The 19404-nt window shown below is 40.2% G+C and carries 12 protein-coding genes and 1 pseudogene; 4 read left to right on the top strand and 9 right to left on the bottom strand.

From position 1 onward, the window contains the following. Positions 1 to 138 precede the first annotated feature (138 nt). The 4 genes from CDC33_RS22895 to lepB all read right to left on the bottom strand — a co-directional run bounded on the left by CDC33_RS22895 (position 139) and on the right by lepB (position 7816). Positions 139 to 1974 carry a two-component system response regulator gene (locus tag CDC33_RS22895; RefSeq protein WP_109010860.1) on the bottom strand — a complete coding sequence of 612 codons (1836 nt, stop codon included), beginning with the start codon at positions 1972 to 1974 and terminating at the stop codon, positions 139 to 141. After that, a complete protein-coding gene (locus CDC33_RS22890) occupies positions 1971 to 5693 on the bottom strand; it encodes an ATP-binding protein (RefSeq protein ID WP_109010859.1) in 3723 nt (1240 codons plus the stop codon). Before CDC33_RS22890 ends, CDC33_RS22895 begins: the two co-directional genes overlap by 4 nt. Positions 5694 to 6228: 535 nt before the next feature. Beyond that, on the bottom strand, positions 6229 to 7014 hold the full coding sequence (locus tag CDC33_RS22885) for an MOSC domain-containing protein (RefSeq protein ID WP_109010858.1): 786 nt from the start codon (positions 7012 to 7014) through the stop codon (positions 6229 to 6231). 160 nt (positions 7015 to 7174) lie between these two features. Continuing rightward, positions 7175 to 7816: a signal peptidase I gene (gene lepB, locus CDC33_RS22880; protein ID WP_109010857.1), complete on the bottom strand. Its 642-nt coding sequence runs from the start codon at positions 7814 to 7816 to the stop codon at positions 7175 to 7177. A 418-nt stretch (positions 7817 to 8234) separates the two neighbouring features. On the opposite strand from lepB, the gene CDC33_RS22875 reads away from it, so the two are divergent. Together CDC33_RS22875 and CDC33_RS22870 are read left to right on the top strand one after the other, a co-directional pair. After that, entirely contained in the window at positions 8235 to 9554 is a 1320-nt protein-coding gene (locus tag CDC33_RS22875; RefSeq protein ID WP_109010856.1) for a dihydroorotase, read from the top strand. A 410-nt stretch (positions 9555 to 9964) separates the two neighbouring features. Further along, positions 9965 to 11140 (top strand): patatin-like phospholipase family protein, encoded by a 1176-nt coding sequence (locus tag CDC33_RS22870; protein WP_109010855.1) that lies wholly within the window; start codon positions 9965 to 9967, stop codon positions 11138 to 11140. 647 nt (positions 11141 to 11787) lie between these two features. On the opposite strand, the gene tsaE is transcribed toward CDC33_RS22870, so the two are convergent. Beyond that, positions 11788 to 12243, bottom strand: a complete 456-nt coding sequence (tsaE, locus tag CDC33_RS22865; RefSeq protein ID WP_109010854.1) for a tRNA (adenosine(37)-N6)-threonylcarbamoyltransferase complex ATPase subunit type 1 TsaE — start codon at positions 12241 to 12243, stop codon at positions 11788 to 11790. A gap of 60 nt (positions 12244 to 12303) precedes the next feature. Continuing rightward, the gene (locus CDC33_RS22860) at positions 12304 to 13716 is read right to left on the bottom strand and encodes a gluconeogenesis factor YvcK family protein (RefSeq protein WP_109010853.1); all 1413 of its coding nucleotides are present in this window, start codon (positions 13714 to 13716) and stop codon (positions 12304 to 12306) included. Positions 13717 to 13890: 174 nt separating this feature from the next. Here CDC33_RS22860 and ruvC point away from each other — a divergent pair, with 174 nt between their 5' ends. Beyond that, entirely contained in the window at positions 13891 to 14382 is a 492-nt protein-coding gene (ruvC, locus tag CDC33_RS22855) for a crossover junction endodeoxyribonuclease RuvC (protein WP_109010852.1), read from the top strand. A 596-nt stretch (positions 14383 to 14978) separates the two neighbouring features. After that, a complete protein-coding gene (locus CDC33_RS22850) occupies positions 14979 to 17306 on the top strand; it encodes an NACHT domain-containing protein (protein ID WP_109010851.1) in 2328 nt (775 codons plus the stop codon). Between the two features lie 61 nt (positions 17307 to 17367). Here CDC33_RS22850 and cruF read toward each other — a convergent pair whose 3' ends face one another. From cruF to CDC33_RS22835, 3 genes and pseudogenes are all read right to left on the bottom strand, one after another. Next, entirely contained in the window at positions 17368 to 18288 is a 921-nt protein-coding gene (cruF, locus tag CDC33_RS22845) for a gamma-carotene 1'-hydroxylase CruF (protein WP_109010850.1), read from the bottom strand. 98 nt (positions 18289 to 18386) lie between these two features. Next, positions 18387 to 18869, bottom strand: a pseudogene (locus tag CDC33_RS22840) (fatty acid desaturase); the annotation flags it as partial. 97 nt (positions 18870 to 18966) lie between these two features. Beyond that, positions 18967 to 19176 (bottom strand): hypothetical protein, encoded by a 210-nt coding sequence (locus CDC33_RS22835; protein WP_109010849.1) that lies wholly within the window; start codon positions 19174 to 19176, stop codon positions 18967 to 18969. Between the last annotated feature and the right edge of the window lie 228 nt (positions 19177 to 19404).

The raw sequence follows: 19404 nt of genomic DNA, 5'->3' as shown, positions 1-19404 counted from the left end.
GCCTGCTGCAAGCTGCTACGCCTCTACAATAATTTTCACAACTCAATTAGGAATTTTGCAAACTTGATAGCCTAATTACAGCAGTATATTATCTAGCCGAGGGTCAACAATGAAACTTTTATAGGTGTTATTTGATAGCTACCATTGAGGTGATAAAGCAAGTAACTTAATAACCAATTGTTGTTCTATGGGTTTAGAAAATAGATATCCTTGAGCAAAATTACAGTTTAAACTTCTCAATTGGATTAGTTGTTCTTGGGTTTCGACACCTTCAGCGATCGCACTCATTCCCATTGAGTTGGCAATGCCAATCATTGCTGGTACTAGTCCCATGTTCTCTTTATTTTCTTGCATACGTTTAACGAAAGATTTATCAATTTTTAGTGCATTAAAAGGAAAGCTGTGTAGGTAACTCAAAGAAGAATATCCTGTACCAAAATCATCCATAATCAACTTGATTTGGCGCTGCTTTAGTTGTTGAAGAATTATTTCAATTGCATTAGTATTTTCCATAATTACACTTTCTGTAATTTCTAATTCTAAGTATGCAGGATTTATTTTATTTTCAGAAATTATTCGGTCAATTTGTTCTACTAAATTAGGCTGTAAAAATAACCGTGCGCTCAAATTGACACTCATAGTTAGAGGTTCTGGTGTGACTGGATAATGTTGCCAGATGCTCAGTTGATGACAAGCTGACTGTAATACCCAAGTATTTATGGCATTAATCAAACCTGTTTCTTCTGCCACAGGAATAAACTCTATAGGAGAAACCAAACCGCGAATCGGATGTTGCCAGCGTACCAAGGCTTCAAATCCAGAAATTCTGCCTGTAACTAAGGAAATAATTGGCTGATAGTAAACGAGGAATTCTTGTCTTTCAACAGCCCTTCGCAGATCATTTTCTAACTCTAAAAGCTGAATAGCTTCTTGATGCATTGCTGGATTGAAAACGTGATATTTGGCTCTTCCTTGAGCCTTGGCTCGATACATTGCTGTATCAGCATCCCGTAGCAAATACTCTGGGCGATCATAATCTTTATTACCCCAACTAATCCCAATACTGGCATTCATAAATACTTCATATCTGGACAGCTTAAAAGCGAGTGATAACTGTTGCAAAATCTGTTCGGCAACTTGAATTGCCATATTGATATCTATAATATTTTCTAGGAGAATTCCAAATTCGTCACCGCCCAATCGTGCTAGAGTATGAGTAGGTATGAGACATGCTTGCAGGCGGTAAGCGATCGCTATTAGCAATTCATCTCCTACCAGATGTCCAAGGGAATCATTGATCACCTTGAAGCGATCGCAGTCCAAAAAAAGCAGTGCAAACTGGTAACTAGATTCTTCCTTGGCTCGATTTAAAGCATTTTTTAGTCGCCTAATAAACAAAACTCGGTTTGGTAATCCAGTTAGGGAATCATGCAGCGCTATGTCTAGCAGTTGACTTTGCAATTTCTGGCGGGAATTAATTTCTTCTTGGAGTTTTTGGAGAGTTTTTTCTAGCTCCCCAGTTCGCTGTTTTACTCGATCTTCCAATTCAACATTTAGCTTCAATATTTCTAATCGCGCTGACCTCAATGCCAGTTGATTTTGCACGCGTACTAAAACTTCTTGGAACTCAAAAGGTTTGGTGATGTAGTCTACACCACCTACTTTAAAAGCTTTCACTTTGTCAAAAACATCATCTAAAGCGCTAATAAAAATCACCGGAATATCGGCTGTTAGCTCCCAAGCTTTTAAGGTTTGACAAATTTCATAGCCATCTACTTCTGGCATCATAATATCAAGTAGAATCAAATCCGGTAATACTGTTTGAGTTGCTGTCAGTGCCATTTGCCAATTCAAGGCTTTACGAACGCTATACCCTTCCCTTGTCAATATAGAGGATAAAACCCGGAGGTTATCCGCCATATCGTCAACGATCAAAATATCTTTTTTATTAGGGTCTAAATGCTCGTAATTCATTCTACGTTTGTTTTAGTCAATTCCATGATTTTCTCAAACTGGTAGTTATTTGCTAAATCCCTGAGAACTTTAAAAACTTGACTATTATCTGATGGAATTTGCTTGAGTAACTCTAAAATCAGTTCATCGCTACAGCTAGCTGCGGCATAGTAAATCTGTTGGAGCCACTCAGGTGACATTTGTGATAAACGGCTCAGGAGTTCGCTAACACTGATAAACATCTGTGTGGGTTGCTCGACAACTGTTGTGTTTGTGGTTTCTACTTGGTTGGTATACTTTACACCCAGATGTTGGCTCAGTTTTTCCAATAATACTTCTTGTATGAATGGCTTGCGAATAAAATCATCGCAGCCAATAGATAAAATTTTCTGGCGTTCTTCTTCAAAGGCGCTAGCAGTTAGGGCAATAACGATCGTGTCTGTATTGGAGCAATTTTGCTCTGCCTCAGAAAAGTCAGAAGGGGGAGCCAGAGCTGTTGGCGATCGCTTTGTGGACGCATCATTTGCATCATTTTCCATGACACCAGTTGCTTCTAGCGTGGGAGACGTCGCGCCTAGCTGGCTTTTGAATAGGGGTACAACTTTGAGAACTTCGCACTCACCGGAATCGGGGAATCCTTCTGCAAGGTACTGGCTCCCTGACGACACCTGCTGTTTTGAGTTTGGGAACCTCCGTAATTCATTAGCCACTCGATACTCTCTTTGTTTACCTTTAATTATTCTTGTCGCTTCATAACCATCCATGACCGGCATTCGCATATCCATAAAAATTAAGTGTGGTTGCCAAGATTCCCAATTAGCAACTGCTTCACTACCATCTGTAGCTTCCCTGACTTCAAAGCCAACAGATGTAAGAATTTTAACTAGCAAGAATCGGCTTTCTTTGGAGTCGTCAACTACTAAGATGCGGTATGCTTTCTCAGTCGGCGCTAAAGCTAGAATTTGGTATTTAATTTGGTTTATTGGGATTTCTCTGGGGCAAGCTAAAGCAATCTGAATATTAAAGACAAATCTACTACCGACACCCGGTATACTGTTGACAGTGATATCTCCTCCCATCAGTTGCACGTATTTTCGGCTAATCGCTAAACCCAGTCCCGTCCCTTGTTGGGATTTTCTGCCGATTTCGGTTTGCTCAAAAGCTTCAAACAACAAGTCAATTTCTTGTGGGGCAATACCGCAGCCAGTATCTTGTACCTCGAAGAAGAGATGAGGGGGATGAGGGGGATGAGGGGGATGAGGGGGATGAGGGGGATGAGGGGGATGAGGGGGATGAGGGGGATAAGGAGGATATTGCTCCCTCATCTCCCCCTGCTCCCTCATCTCCCCCTGCTCCCCCTGCTCCCCCTGCTCCCCAGTTTCCCAGCCCCCAGCCCCTAATCTCACCCTTAGTGTCACCCTCCCAGTATTAGTAAATTTAATGGCATTTCCCAAGAGGTTAAGCAAGACTTGACACAGTTTATTTTCGTCCGTTTCTATGTATTTAGGAATGTTTTGTGCATATTCAAACACTAGTTCTAAATTTTTAGATGCAGCACTTGCGTGTTGCATCTTTTCTAATTTCTTCAACACATGAATTAAGTCAAAGCTGCTGCTATTTAATGTGATTCTGCCAGCTTCAATTTTGGACATTTCTAGAATGTCGTTAATTAAGTTAAGTAGATGTTCGCCAGCCCGATTAATAATTGCTAAGTTTTCTTGATGTTCGCTAGATAAAGAATAATCTCGGCTCATGACTTGGCTAAAACCCAGAATGGCATTGAGTGGCGTACGCAGTTCATGGCTCATATTAGCAAGGAATTCGCTTTTGGCAAGGTTGGCGGCGGTGCTTCGCGCCGCTTCACGAATGGCTGCTTGTTGTTCTTGTGCGGCAATTTTTTGCGATTGAATTAGTTCTTGTTGGGTGGTTTGTAGTTGCTCGATCGCTTGCTGGAACTCTTCAGTACGTTTTTTTGCTTGAGCCTCTAAGGTGCGATTGTATTCTGCTAATAAGTTTTCTGCTTGTTTGCGTTGGGTAATATCAAAAAATGTGGCGATCGCAAAAGCAAGATTTCCTGATTCATCATAAATTGGCTTTCCCAAAACTTCAATGGGAATACTCTTGTCAAAATGGCGAATTTCCATATCATCGATCCTGGCGCTTTCCCCAAGCAATGCTCTCAATATCGGCAGGCGATCGCTGGGGTAAAGTTGATCTGTCCCAGCAAGGTAAGCTTGATATACCTCTGACAATTTTTCGCTGCTAACTTGTGCGATCGCTCCTCGACCAAGAATTTGCTGCCCTATTTTATTTGTGTAATAAGGTTCACCTTCAGCATCTATAATAAATACACCTATTGGCATAGCATCTAAAAATTGAGTTAGCCGACTCTGACTGTGAGATAGCGCCTCATTTAAGACTTGCATCTGAGCATTCTTTGCTTCTAAAGTATTGAATGATGTTTGGAGTTGCTTTGCCATAATTTCAAATGCCTTGGCTAGTTCCCCTAGTTCATCGGAACGCTGAATTTCTGGTATTTGCTTCCATTCACCTTTAGCAATTTTCTTCGCTGATGTGTTTAATTCTAAAATCGGCTTGATTACCCAGCGACTAGTCAAAATCCCAATTCTTGTAGCGACTAAAAAAGCACCTATGCACAGCAAAATAGTGATGTGGGTATTAGCATTAATTTCCTCCATAAATTCGCCTTCGGGAATCACCGCCACAATTAGCCAATCTAAACCCAGTTCATCCCTCCAGTTTTTTACCTGGACAAAATAACGCATTCCATCGGCGGTAAAACTTAGCTGTTGCTTCCCAACAACAAACCCAAGATTACCAAAGCGTTTGATCAAAGACTGGGTTGTGAGTCGAATTAAAGAATCTTCAGTGTCTAATGCCGATAGGCGTTTTGCGTGACGATTAATGATGGTATATGGTGACTCAGTAGTAGAAGAAGCCACTATTAACCCGGAACGCTCTAAAATAAAAGTTTTACCCGATTTTTTGGTGTTGAAATTTGCTAAGAAATTGCTAGTTTGTGACAATAGCAAATCAACACTAATCACCCCAACAAGTTTCTGATTTTTATTGTAAACAGGATAGCTAGAAGAGATAGATAGGACTTCTGGTTTATCTTCCCATTGATAAATTTGACTCCAAATGGGTTTGCCCATCTTGGCTGCATCTGCATACCACGCTTCTATAAGAGGATCGTAATTTTTAACTTGTTGAAGCTGGCGGCGATTGCCTTTCAAATCCGTATCGTAAACATAAAGTTTCCCGATGCCATGCTTTTCGGTAACTTCATTAATTAAGAGCCTGCCATTATCTAAACGTTCAACACCGATAAACTCACCTTTGGAGTTGGCAAAGCTGTTGTAGCCAACATTAAAAACCTGCATTTGTTTCCAAAAATAATTTCCGGTGGTTTTAAAGTCTGAAAGATTGAGCATACCTAGCTCAGTTGCATCTAAGTTGATTTGATTGATTTGCTTCGGGGTTGTTAAATGCTTATCAAGATGTTGTTCAATGCGATCGCAGATTTCATTTTCTAATTGATTAGCAAGCTCCGTTACCGCTTTTTGGCCGTTTTGATACGAAAGATAGCCTACAAGTCCCACCGCGCCACAAATTTGCAATATAAAGGGCACAATCAGAACATACCTCAGGGGCATATTGGCATAAACTTTGCCAACTAAGCGATTAATAGATTTGATCGGCTGAAGTTTGGATAACATTGTTGTTTAATTCTTCCCCAGCATACATTAGGGATATTTTTGCCATATCAGCTACATTTAATATCAGGATAATTACGGCGTATTATGCATTTTATATGGCATATTATTTAAGTATAAAGTATAAAAAAATACAGAAATTTATTTTCTATTTTTTTGACTGGCTAAATTCCTCCAAGGTCTAATTTTCAAACTTAGCAACGCCGATAGCGAGTCTTGCCTACGGCACAGTGAGCGAACGAGCGTCATAACCCGTCGTAGATATTGCACCTGAATTGACTCAGTTCTATCAGATTTTCTCGGATGAAATGAAATTTAACTGATAAGCTACAGTATGCCATTCTAAAATTCAGGTCGTCATTAGTACCCAATCCTAAATTTAATTTTTAATTGCTGAGGTCTTGATTATCCGGTCTGAAAACTCTTGGACTTATATAAAAATTAAGTACAACTTTAAAATTTTTATATAAGTTCAGAGTAAAAATAAAAAAATCTAAAAAATTTACTTAATATTTTTTACTTTAAATAAATGTTAATTTTATTGTATAAATATGTCAACCTTATCGCCGATTTGCAAAATTTTTCCGGCTGACGATGGGGCTAATTGAGTATTGACACTCAATCTGTAAAAGTGATTAAAAGGCGATGAAGCAACCCAATTTGGTAGAGTTGCTTGTCGTTGAGTTGCAAAGATTTTTTGAAAGTTTGGGTAAGCTTTTCCTAAATAAGAATCGCGTGTTGGCACAATACAACGCTGACATGGATTAACCCCAAAAAAATCTACATCTCCCACTCGAAAGGAGACTAAATCACCTTGTTCACTAAATAGTCGATCTTCCCAAAATGCTGGTACACCATCAATCTCGATGTTGGCACGCATCCGACGGCGTATTTCATCTACACTTAAACCGGGAAACCAGGAAGCTACTTCTGCCAATGTTGCTGTACTAATTACCGTTGGGCCAGGTGAGTATGTATCGTCAGGAAAACCCATCAGAGAATTTTGCCTTAATGTGACAGCAAACTCAAAAAAATTACTCATAGTTGCTTCTAATGCTGGCCGTTCCTCATCCAGATGAAAAATTTGTTGTGAGTCGCCGCCTGGGATCTGCAACGAGATAGTTCTATTTAAGAGTGCAAATTGCGCTCTTATTACATTGATTTTAGCATGACGTTTGCCATTCACAAATCTATCCTGTTCGTCAAAAAAAGCAAACTCGCGGTCATATTGTAGTGCGCCACTGGCAATAACTCTAGCGTTCTCAACTTCAACACCATCCAGTGACTTAACTGGATACAGTAAAATCTTGGCTAAGTAAGGCATCATAGCAGTGAGAGGCAAGGGGCAGGGGGAGCACGAGAAGAATTTCTAACTCTTGACTAATGACTAATGACCAATGACTAATGACTCCCCTGATTTTCCCAACAAGTAAGCACTGGTGTTACTTCTTCAACCAGGGGAGCATCAATAATAATATTGTTAATTATGGATATATTGGCGATTTATCTATTCCTCCAACATGATTTAGAGGCCAGAAGCGAACTACAGCCCGTCCAATAATATTCTCGCGGGGGACAACACCCCAGCAGCGGCCATCATAACTATTGTTACGATTATCACCTAGTACTAAGTATGAACCTGTTGGTATAGTCTGGGGTTTTGCCAAAAAAGGTGGTTGTGGCCCTGATTGGCAAACATCAATGACTGTAGTCTGACCAGAACTGAGGTAATTGCTTTCTGGGAGGGGTTTGTTATTGATATAGACTTTGCCATCCTTAAGTTGTACTTTTTCTCCAGGTAAGCCAATTACACGTTTAATAAAAGCATCTTGGTATTGTTCTTTTTGTAGCTCTTTTGTTGGCGAAAATACTACAATATCTCCCCGTTGCGGGTCAGCAAATTTATACTTCAATTTATCGACAATGATTTTATCTGCCTCCCACTGGTTTGGCGTACCATGCAGAGTCGGTTCCATCGATCCAGAAGGAATCCAGCGTGCTTCAGCAACAAAGGTACGAATTCCCAGAGCTAGAACAATGCTTAATACAATCGTTCTACCTAGCTCTGCGATCCAAGAATTATCAGGTTGTTGACTAGAGTTGTTATCAGACACTTTATTTTGCATGAAATTACTTAACTGAAGGAAAGATGTAGGTAATTAACTCGCCTAGTGAGACTTTATCTGTTAATCTTAACGGGAAATTTTAATTTCCTAGTCATGCTCCCATCTTGATTAGCAATTTTAGATTAGGGTGTTTGTTCTGGGTCATGACTCGCCTCTGGTGGGCGAAACCAATGTAAAATACCCAAGCCGCATCCCTTTCAGGCTACGGTCAATCCAAAATCCAAGCTGCGCTGAAAGCGCACCAAAGATACAACCTAAAATCTAAAATCCAAAATTGATTGACGGGGTTGTTCATAAATTAAAAATAAACTTTTTTTTAACGCCCGGCAAAAATTGGTTACTCCGATCGCGAATAAGTTTAACCTAAAAGCATAATTCTCTGTAATACATAGCTCCCTATCTCAACTTTATTAACCCTATGTCATCTCCACAAATTTTACTGATTCGTCGCGCTCGCATAATTCTACCCAATGGTGAACTGATGATTGGGGATGTATTGACCCGCGATCGCCAAATAGTCGAAGTTGCACCAGAAATCTCCCAAACGGCACTAGCCACTGAAATTGACGCAGAAGGGTTAACTTTGTTGCCAGGAGTCATCGATCCGCAGGTGCATTTCCGGGAACCTGGACTAGAACACAAAGAAGATTTATTCACCGCCAGTTGCGCTTGTGCTAAAGGGGGAGTCACTTCTTTTTTAGAAATGCCCAATACGCGCCCCCTGACAACGACACAGCAGGCTTTAGACGACAAGCTACAACGTGCCTCACAAAAGTCCTTGGTTAATTATGGCTTTTTTATTGGGGCAACAGCAGAAAATCTACCAGATTTGCTCTTAGCAAAGCCAACATCGGGAATTAAAATTTTCATGGGGTCGATGCATGGTCAGTTGTTAGTTGATGGCGAAACAGCATTGGAGGCGATATTTGCTAAAGGCGATCGCTTGATTGCCGTTCATGCCGAAGACCAAGCTAGAATTAACCAACGCCGCCAAGAATTTGCCAACATCCACGATCCAGCCGTTCACTCGCAAATTCAAGATAATCAAGCGGCATTGCTTGCAACCCAACTGGCATTAAAACTTTCTCAAAAATATCAACGTCGTTTGCATATTTTGCACATGTCAACTGCCGAAGAAGCAGATTTGCTGCGTCAGGAGAAACCTAGTTGGGTAACAGCAGAAGTGACACCACAGCATTTGTTGTTGAATACCAGTGCTTACGAGAAGATTGGCACTTTAGCACAGATGAATCCACCTTTGCGATCGCCCCATGATAACGAAGTTCTCTGGCAAGCTTTGCGCGATGGCGTGATTGATTTTATTGCTACAGATCACGCGCCGCACACCTTAGAAGAAAAAGCTCAAGAATACCCCAATAGTCCTTCGGGAATGCCTGGGGTAGAAACTTCTCTAGCTTTGATGTTAACTGCGGCGATGGAGGGAAAGTGTAGTGTTGCTCAAGTTGTTAACTGGATGTCAAAAAATGTAGCTGTGGCTTATGGTATTCCCAATAAAGGAGCGATCGCGCCTGGTTATGATGCCGATTTAGTACTTGTAGATTTAAACACATACCGTCCAGTCCGGCGCGAAGAACTATTAACCAAATGCCGTTGGAGTCCCTTTGAAGGCTGGAACCTTACCGGCTGGGCTACAACTACCATTGTCGGTGGTGAAGTAGTTTATGACAAAGGTCAGGTAAATACACAAGTGCGGGGTCAAGCTTTAACTTTCTTATAGGAAATATTTATTTAAGCTTATGTAGTAGACCAATAATTAGACATCAAAGCCATACTTGAACTGGCAAGATTTTCATCTATCCCAAGTTAAGACTAGATCAATGCCGTTTGGTTAAAGCTAAAATTGGGGACGACAATCCTTATTTTTTTCCTTTACCTTTTAACCCAAGGGTATTGACTAGTCGCTGTATTAGAGATGGCAACTTGAAACTCTAAATTTATTTATAAGGGTTTCAAGTCAAAACTTTAATCGCTCCTGCGTTGCTCATAGCTACGCTTAAGGCGCAGCCTCTCTATCCGCAATTTCTGCCAAAATTAATTCTGTTAGCGGATAGCTAAGGTTTAGCCCATTCTGACAACTGACTCCTGAATTCTGTTCGATAACCATAGAAATAATCAAATAGAATTGCTATGTCCTTCAAAATTTTAGCTTTAGATGGTGGCGGTATTCGCGGAGTCGTTGCAGCACGAATACTTCAAGAAGTAGAACAAGAAATTAGAAACCAGGGCAAAGGAAACTTTTTATACGAATATTTTGATTTGATTTCTGGCACTTCCACTGGTTCAATGTTAGCAGGAGCGATCGCTTTAGGAAAGGAGAGCCATGAACTCATTAAACTCTATAAAGATAGAGGTCAAGATATATTCCCGCTAGATAGAAAAGAACGCTATAAAAACTTGCCGTCCATCATCAAATCAATTCTTGATGTATTTTCACCACCTAAATATTCTCATGATGGAATTATTAGCGTTCTCAAAGATACGTATAAATCTATAAGAATAAAAGATATTGAAAAACCGATTATTTTGATTCTTGCATACGATACATTATATCGGAATACAACCTTTTTTACTAATTGCCATCCCGATTTAGGAGACAGATGGTACGATGACTGTTATTTATGGCAGATATGTACTGCTTCTGCCTCAGCTCCTACTTTTTTTCCACCATATAAATTAGAACCTGTAGATAAAGAAAAATTTGGTGATTGGGAATTCCCACATATTGATGGAGGAGTTTCTGCTAACAACCCTTGTCTTGCAGCTTTGAGTTTAGTTATGAGGATCAGTCAATCTTCAGTCTCTCCAATAATTAAGCAAAAATATAAACTGGATAATCTGCAATTGGAAGATATTTCTATTCTTTCTATTGGCACAGGTCAAACTGGTGAACCATATCAATATAAGCAAATAAGTAAATGGAGAGGCTTAGACTGGATACAAAATCTTACTAATATCTTTATGGAACCTACATCTGAGATTGATAGTACTATTTGTCGGCAAATTATGGGTGGATACGATTCTAAACGTTACTTACGACTTCAGTTTGACTTAAATGAGACATTTAAAGCCAAGCCAGAAGAGACTTATAAAGATCCTCGCATTGTGTTACCTCCAGAAGAGCGAAAAAACCGATTTACAGGTGAAAAAGTCAGTCCAGAAATAGATAATGCCAGTTTGGAGATTATTGAGCAGTTAATAAATACTACTTCTGCATTCATTGATAAAGGTCTTACATACTATACCAGAGACGACTCTGGTTCTCCGATAAAGGAGGCGATCGCCTCTTTTATTAAAGATAATTAGTGCATCTACGTAGACTTATTCATATCAATTAGTAAAGGAAAAAACATCTCGTATTTATACGATAGTTATGTATAAATACGAGATGTTTTATTTAATTTATTGATATCAGTATTAATTACAGATGTGAATAAAATAATTTATTGCTATTCAAATTAATTTTCAAATATTTGATAATTCAGTATTTCTGTGTATATATTATGACTTTAATTTGGGTATATTGAGGATAAGGAAAAGTTAGACAACTTCTGCATAACTTGCTTGATGTTGTTTAACTTATCTCTACTAGCTTTGGCTGCTAAATAATCCAGATTTGTTCTTTTAATGACAGTAGAGAACCAATCGGGTAAAACTAAGCTGACTAAGTTTTGTGAAAATTCTTATTTAACCCAACAACAGTTTACATTTTATTCATTTATAGACCATTTAAATCAGTTTTTTTAACTGATTATTGCAGTAATCAAGCTGCTGTTACAAAATTTTTTAATTTATTCTGGGTTGAGATAACAATGTTAGTAATTGACAGTGGTGAGCGTGGTAGTGGCAGATAGAACGAGTGTGGAGTTCTCCCTTGACTGTTTGCAAAAATTTTCTCGTATTACATATTTTCAAGAAAGTCACATTTCTCGTACTTAAGTCGGGAGATGAGCTTAAATCGCGGCAATGACTTCGCTAATGGCACAATTGAATGGGATGAGTTCGACTTGACGAGTGCCCTCATTCCCATAAGTCAAGCTCACACTTAAATAGCTATCTGGCTTGTAGGGCAATCGTTCTGCCCATTCAACTGCCACAATTCCTGGTATGACTTCAACACCTTCCCAGTAACTTTCTAAATTCAGGGCTGCAACTTCTTGTGGTTCTAGCCGATATAAATCTAGATGGTAAAGGGGGAGGCGTCCTTCCGTATACTCATTAATCAGGGTGAAGGTGGGACTAACAATAGGTTCAGCGATTCCCAAACCTTTGCCAATACCTTGAACTAGGGTAGTTTTACCAGCACCTAAATCACCTTCTAGTAAAATTACGCTGCCAGGAGTTAGGGATTCACCGAGAGTAATACCTAAGCGTAGGGTCGCCTCTGTATCTGCAAGAAAAATTTTCATAATTAGTTATTAGTTATTAGTTATTAGTCATTAGTCCTTTGTGTAGACTAATGACTAATTTTATTTTCCTTCATTTTGAATTTTAAATTTTGAATTTTGAATTCCCCGAAGGGGCTGACTTCTACCGTACCACCGCAACAACACTTGTGCTAGTTTCTGCGGATTGTGACGGATAACACCCGTTTCATCTTCATACAAAACATTAGCTGGAACAATCCTTCGTCCTAGCTGAGTTACGGCTTCTCTATCTAGGAAAACCGGATGGGAGTTTTGTTCGGCGTAGCGGATGAGTGATTGCTCTGAGGGGGATTTTTTGTGTATCAGTACAGCATCGAATAACCGTCTTTCCCCACAAGCAGCATCAATTGCTCTGATGTGATCTGCAACAGTGTATCCTTCAGTTTCTCCTGGTTGAGTCATTATATTGCAGATATAAATACGGGGGGCATCTGTTTGAGCGATCGCATCGGCAATTTCTGGTACTAGTAAATTAGGAATTAGGCTGGTATAAAGGCTACCTGGGCCAATAATAATGTAATCAGCTTCTTTAATTGCCTTAATAGCTGCTGGTACTGCTGGAGGATTAGCTGGAATGCAGCCAATTTTAACGATTTTACCGCCAGCTTTGGGAATGCTAGACTCCCCATCAATGCGACGACCATCGGCTAATTCTGCCCAGAGACGAACATCACTGAGAGTTGCTGGTAGTACTTGTCCCCGTACTGCTAGCACTTTAGAACTGGCTGCAACAGCTTGTTCTAAATCTCCAGTAATATCACTCATTGCCGTTAAAAACAAATTACCAAAACTGTGACCCGTTAACCCATCTCCAGCCCGAAAACGGTATTGAAACAATTCTGTTAATAACTTTTCTTCGTCTGCTAGTGCAGCTAAACAATTGCGAATATCCCCTGGTGGTAACACTCCAAATTCTTGACGCAACCGCCCAGAAGATCCACCATCATCGGCGACAGTAACAATAGCAGTAATATTAGCGCTGTAGGTTTTGAGTCCCCTCAACAACATAGAAAGTCCGGTACCACCACCTATTACCACTATTTTCGGGCCTCGGTACAATCGATGATGTGCCAGTAAGACATCGATGAGTTCTTCTCCGCCTTCTGTTCTTAGTACCTTAGTAATTGAGCCGACAGTGCGAGTTTGCCCCCAAAGCACTAACAGCAAGCCGCCAAGCAGCACCAAAGGCCCACTAACATAGTTGGGTAAAATGTTGGTGATTACTCCCAGAAGATTCCTAAAAAACTCGATCATCCAAAAAATTGGGGTGAGCTTAATCCAGATAGCTAACCCCAAACTCGCCAGCAGTACACCCCCAATACTGATCAACAACCAACGTTTTACCGATAGTCCAGGGGATAACCATTTGAACCACTGGTTAACCCGATAGGAAGTACGAGAGCGCGACTGCTTTTGCAGGGCGTTGAGGGCTTGTCTGAGAAAACCAATTGACATACCTGATTTACAGCAGTGCTACAAACAATAATTAACAGAAAATTTACACCAGTTGGTTTAAAACACTCGGCGTGAAACTATTATATTTGTCTATCCCATTAGACTAAGAGCAAGTGGTCAAAATTGCCAGTATTCCTAGTTAAACAATACCCTAGCTTGATAAAAGTGAATTTAATGGAAAAACGAATTTTAGGATTAGATCCAGGACTGGCAATTTTAGGATTTGGGGCAATTACTTGCACACAAACTCCTAACAAGATACCAGAGACTACAGTAAATATGCTGGATTTTGGGGTAATCAAAACTTCGGCAGATGTGGAAATGGGACTGCGCTTATGTACCTTGTTTGATGATTTACACACTGTGATCGAGGAATTTAAACCAGATTTGGTTGCGATCGAGAAGCTATTTTTCTATCGGATGTCAAGTACAATCCTGGTTGCACAGGCGCGGGGTATAGTCATTTTAGTGTTGGGCCAGCGTCGTCTTCCTTATGTAGAGTTTACTCCTGCTCAAATTAAACAAGCTTTAACAGGGTATGGCAATGCCGATAAGTCGGAAGTGCAAGAAGCAGTGGCGCGGGAGTTGGATTTAGATGATATTCCTAAGCCGGATGATGCTGCGGATGCTTTGGCGGTAGCTTTGACGGCTTCTTATCAGCTGTAGGTGTGTACACAAACAATAAAGTTCGTCACTCGATTTTAGATTTTGGATTTGCGATAGCGTAGCGTTAACGACGTAGGAGCGTCTTTTAGATTAACCTCTTCTTATAAAAAAGAAGCTTAACTATTGAAAATTTTATTTTTCATCTCCGTAAACGGAGAGATTTGAAAACTTTTTTAGATTCTAGATTTAGATTTTAATCTAAAATCCAAAATTTAAAATCTAAAACTAGCTTAATCTGATTTATTTAAATATTAATTATAACAAACTAACTTTACACACAAGTACACTAGCGTATAGAAGTGGTACAATAATTATGAGTACTTAATTGTACAATAAATTTGAAGCTTGCCGTACCACTAAAGGTACTAGATATACAATAACTTTCTCTAAAACTCAATATCCAGTTACAAAAAATACTTTAACTACTCGACTTACTGAGAAAAGGCAATTACAGGATATTGGCTGAAGATGCTTGAAAGAAATCATTAACATTTAAAAATAGCCAAAATAGCTCACTTGGTTTCTAAGTAGTTTCAAAACCGTATGTTGTAATAATGTCAAATTGAAGAATTATTATTTGATGTGTGTAAGCTCCTATGGTCAAGCGATCGCTCGAAGCATCCCTCGCCGGGATTCAACAAGCTAAAAAAGCGTTCGCTCATAAAGGGTGGACACAAGAAGATTTGGCTTTTGAAGTTAACTTAAAGACTCGCCAACCAATTTGGCGGTTTTTTAGTGGGCGTCCCGTTGAGCGTCATATCTTTATAGAAATTTGTTCTGTGTTGTCGTTGAATTGGCGGGAGATTGCGGCTAATCCACCAGAAGAATTCTCTGAATCAAAAGAACTTGGTACTGCTGAATTTTTAGATATTGATGCTCTAGTACAACAAGTGCGATCGCAACGCTTCGACAAAATTCAACACCAGTGCGGCACTTTGCAGCTATTAGATGTTACTCGCCCCGTTAGAATCGACGACATTTATATCGATGTCAACATTTTGGAGGAAATTGCCAGCCTTCAGTGGTTAGAGTTTGCTGATTTGCAAAACTTTACATCAAAAGAATTCGATCGCTTTGGTTTAGGTGAAGTATCCCAGACGCAAATCGCGGGGATCGCGGCAGTTCAAACTTACTCAAAGCTGCGGGTGTTGGGTAAACCGGGAGCAGGTAAAACCACTTTTTTACAACATCTGGCGATTCAATGCAACCGAGGGAGATTTGCAGAAAATCGGGTTCCTATTTTTGTCACCTTAAGAGATTTTGCCGACGAAGCGAGAGTTGTAGGAGAGTTCCATTTACTCAACTATATTTGCAAAGAATTCTTCACCTGTGGAATTTCAGATCCATCTGTGCTGGAAACTTTGTTGTTAGAGGGCAGAGTGTTGCTGTTGCTGGATGGATTAGATGAAGTACTCCATGAACAGAGTAAGGGTGTCGTCAATGAGATTCGCAGACTATCTGAAAAGTATCAAAAGAATATGTTTGTCGTCACCTGCCGCACGGCAGCTAAAGCTTTGAACCTCAGACGCTTTACAGATGTTGAAATTGCCCCTTTTAGTCAAGATCAAATTGTTACTTTTGCTCAAAAGTGGTTTACAGCAGTTACGAAAACCAACATTCAGGATAAACAAGAACAGGCATTTGAGTTTATTAAGAAACTAGATTTACCCGAAAATTTACAATTTCAAAGACTTGCTGTCACTCCGTTGTTTTTGCATCTCGCCTGCTGGGTTTTTCATCATCATAACAAATTTCCAACTCAAAAAGCTGCGTTTTATAAGCAGTGTTTAGACCTGCTCTTGGGGAAATGGGACGAAACTAAAGCAATTGAGCGGGATGAAGTGTACGAAGGTTTTTTATTACCACAAAAACTTAAGTTGCTGAGTCAAGTTGCTAGCGCGACATTTGAGCAGGGTAATTACTTTTTTGAACAACGCATTGTTGAGCAATACATTAGCGATTATATCGGTGATTTGCCGAATGCCTCCACAGAACCAGAGGAATTGGAATTAGATAGTAAAGGGGTACTTCAGGCGATAGAGTTGCAACATGGATTACTAGCAGAACGAGTGCGGGGGATTTTCTCTTTCTCTTATTTGACGTTTCAAGAATACCTGACTGCTCGAAAAATCGTTGCTAGTTATAATTTACAAGCATTAAAACAACCGTTAGAACGTCTGGTGACTCATATTACTGAACCCAGGTGGCGTGAAATCTTTTTGTTAACGGTTGCTATGCTGCGGAATGCAGATTTTCTAATGCAGTTGATGAAGCAAGAAGTTGATGCGCTAGCGGCTCAAGATCCATATTTGCAAAAATTTTTAACTTGGACAAGTCAAAAGTCTCTCGCTGCTCCTGTGCCTGCTGCAATTCGGGCGTTTTATCTTGCCCTGGCTAGGACTCCTCACCTTACCCCGTACTTTGCTTTTGTCTGCATCTTCGATCGAGATATTTTTTTGGATGCGGTATTAGATAACCTAGTAATGGAATGCGAATCTAATTTTGCCGATGTCTATGGGTGCAACGATGCTCTGAGTAGTGCTTTAGCAATTGTTCAAGATGCTGGCTTACATCAAGCTTTACAAGAACTTAAAGACCTACTGCCCGATCCAGAACAAAGTAGAGAAAGCATTCAAACATGGTGGCAAACAAGTTATCCTGCTTGGATGGAACAGTTAAAAACTGCGATCGCCAAGCATCAAAACATTCAGCATCACTGGCATTTCAGCCCACAGCAACAGCAAGTATTGCAGCAATATTACGATGCCAATCTGTTGCTTATCGATTGCCTTAATAGCAACTGTGAGATCACAGACGTTGTGCGCCAGGAGATTGAAGCCAGTTTATTGCCGATAAAAGAACTCTCCAAGTGGGAATGGCAAGGGGCAGAGAGCAGCGAACAGGGAGCAGAGGAGAAGTTGTAGTAAGTCTTTCCCCTCTGCCCCTTTGCTCCTCTGCCTCTTATACCAAATGCTCAATGCCCTTTCATTTCACTGCAATAACTCTAGCTACAGAGATTTCTGGTTGTTCAGTGGAAACTTGTCCGGGTATAGATGAGCCTTTCAACCACAGCAGCACTGCGGGAGTTACACCCAGTAATAAGCCTAGCAACACGGGTACAAAGAATCCAGCTGTTAAGCTCATGACTGTAGCGAAAGCAAAGTTACTTAAATAAACTGCTAAAGGTATATTAAGTTGCGTTGGCAAAGCCCACCGCAGGTATCGATCCCAGTTAATTGGATTGTTTCTCCACAAGAGTGCAGTCACAGTCATAAATACCGCACTAGTACCCAGCCACCCTGCAAAGTTTTGGTAAGGCATTCCAAAGAAGGGGCCTGGTTGTTGCCAATACCAAAAGGGCAGGGAAGTTTGACTCATTGCGGGATCGAGAACAAAATCCCAGGAGGTTAGTAATAAAGCACCCAATGCGATCGCACTTATATGACGCCACAAGTTGGGTTTTTTGTCCACTTCTAAACCTGCACGTGCTAGTAAGTAAGAAACAAATCCCAAATAAAACCACGACAAGGGAATTGTAAATGGGACTAAACCTGCAATCTTATAACCTAAACCGCTTAGGTAACTATAATGGCCAAATGGAAAACCAGTACTGGTTCCTAGTAATTCACTTCCTAGAGAAATAAATACAGATGGCAACAGAAATGCCAAAGCGCGACCTAAACCCAAAGTCCGCGTGGCATACAAGAAAACACCTACCGCGCCTAAAATCATATAAACTACACCGCCTCCTGCCATACTCCATTGCATAGCAGTTTGTCCAACCTCGGATAAGTTCAAAATTACTTGGGCATTAGGTACAACTATTAGTATTCCTACCAATCCAAATACCATTGACACGATATGACCAATGAGGCATACGCGTTCAGCAATAACAAGTTGTTTCATGATAGTTCCTTAACAAGATATGACACGCGGCTACTCGGCTGGTAAAAGTTCTAAATGTTTAAGAACATATTTAGAAAGTCATTGAATACAATCGAGCCTCAGTTGAGATTCGCAGGAGGCATTACCACTTTTTTGGCTAACCCCAGTGTCTTCAGTGTTTGAATTGCCCACCACGTTACATCTACCTGCCACCACTGCCAGCCAGCCTTTGCCACATTAGGGTAAGCATGGTGATTGTTGTGCCAGCCTTCCCCAAAGGTTAGGAGTGCTGCCCACCAGAGATTACGAGATCCATCTTTGGTCTCAAATGTTCGATTCCCAATCAAATGCGTCGCTGAGTTAATTAACCAAGTTGTGTGCCAGAGGAAAACTATCCTGACAAACGTCCCATAAACTACAAACGACCAGCCACCTAGTAGATACAGTAGAACTCCTAACGGCAGTTGCAGCAGTAAGAAATAGCGATCGAGCCAGGAGTAAAACGCATCGCGTCCCAAGTCGGGAGCATATTTACGATAAATGTCGGTAGCAAAAAATTCAGGGCGGGGATAGAGAATCCAAAGAATATGGCTCCACCAGAAAAAATGCATTGTTAATGCGTCAACTTTTACTTGACACTCTACTAAGTCAGCTAACGGATGAGAGGAATACTAGGTTGTAGCCTTGTTAAAAGCCTGATTATGTCGTCTGCAAATCTGACTCGGTGAGGAGTATCATCGTTTCTGCACCAACTCTGCCAAAGTCAGGCTCTAGCCCTAATGCCATCTCAATGAGATAAGTCCATGTGCCAGATTCAGGTGTGTAGCTGCGTACAACTCCTTCTCCACCAATAAAGCTCACCCATTGAGTATTGCGAAACTTAGGCAGCTTCATGAAGGTTGCAGTCATGCTTTTGATTCCTCAATTCATAGTTGATACTTTCTGTTTTAATAAAATTAATTAAATATGTTTTGTATCTTTTTAAGTAAAGATGTGAAACATCATCTATAACTTTTGAATGTTTTAGATACAAATTAAACAATTTATACGTAATTCAAACGTTTATCAAAAAAGAATTCAGTGCAAAAGCAAACTGCTGTATATTGAATTCGGGTACTCGTTTATTGAATTCGGGTA

This window comes from Nostoc commune NIES-4072, from assembly GCF_003113895.1.
GTDB classification, from domain to species: Bacteria; Cyanobacteriota; Cyanobacteriia; order Cyanobacteriales; family Nostocaceae; genus Nostoc; species Nostoc commune.
The sequence above is the reverse complement of the archived record's forward strand: the minus strand, read 5'-3'. Positions and strand labels throughout refer to the sequence as shown.

Excerpts from the sequence above, each read along its gene's own strand:
- CDC33_RS22835 (WP_109010849.1), bottom strand. The coding sequence starts at position 19,176 with ATGACTGCAACCTTCATGAAGCTGCCTAAGTTTCGCAATACTCAATGG.
- cruF (WP_109010850.1), bottom strand. The coding sequence starts at position 18,288 with ATGAAACAACTTGTTATTGCTGAACGCGTATGCCTCATTGGTCATATC.
- CDC33_RS22895 (WP_109010860.1), bottom strand. The coding sequence starts at position 1,974 with ATGAATTACGAGCATTTAGACCCTAATAAAAAAGATATTTTGATCGTT.
- CDC33_RS22850 (WP_109010851.1), top strand. The coding sequence starts at position 14,979 with ATGGTCAAGCGATCGCTCGAAGCATCCCTCGCCGGGATTCAACAAGCT.
- ruvC (WP_109010852.1), top strand. The coding sequence starts at position 13,891 with ATGGAAAAACGAATTTTAGGATTAGATCCAGGACTGGCAATTTTAGGA.
- CDC33_RS22870 (WP_109010855.1), top strand. The coding sequence starts at position 9,965 with ATGTCCTTCAAAATTTTAGCTTTAGATGGTGGCGGTATTCGCGGAGTC.
- CDC33_RS22885 (WP_109010858.1), bottom strand. The coding sequence starts at position 7,014 with ATGCCTTACTTAGCCAAGATTTTACTGTATCCAGTTAAGTCACTGGAT.
- tsaE (WP_109010854.1), bottom strand. The coding sequence starts at position 12,243 with ATGAAAATTTTTCTTGCAGATACAGAGGCGACCCTACGCTTAGGTATT.
- CDC33_RS22860 (WP_109010853.1), bottom strand. The coding sequence starts at position 13,716 with ATGTCAATTGGTTTTCTCAGACAAGCCCTCAACGCCCTGCAAAAGCAG.
- CDC33_RS22890 (WP_109010859.1), bottom strand. The coding sequence starts at position 5,693 with ATGTTATCCAAACTTCAGCCGATCAAATCTATTAATCGCTTAGTTGGC.
- CDC33_RS22875 (WP_109010856.1), top strand. The coding sequence starts at position 8,235 with ATGTCATCTCCACAAATTTTACTGATTCGTCGCGCTCGCATAATTCTA.
- lepB (WP_109010857.1), bottom strand. The coding sequence starts at position 7,816 with ATGCAAAATAAAGTGTCTGATAACAACTCTAGTCAACAACCTGATAAT.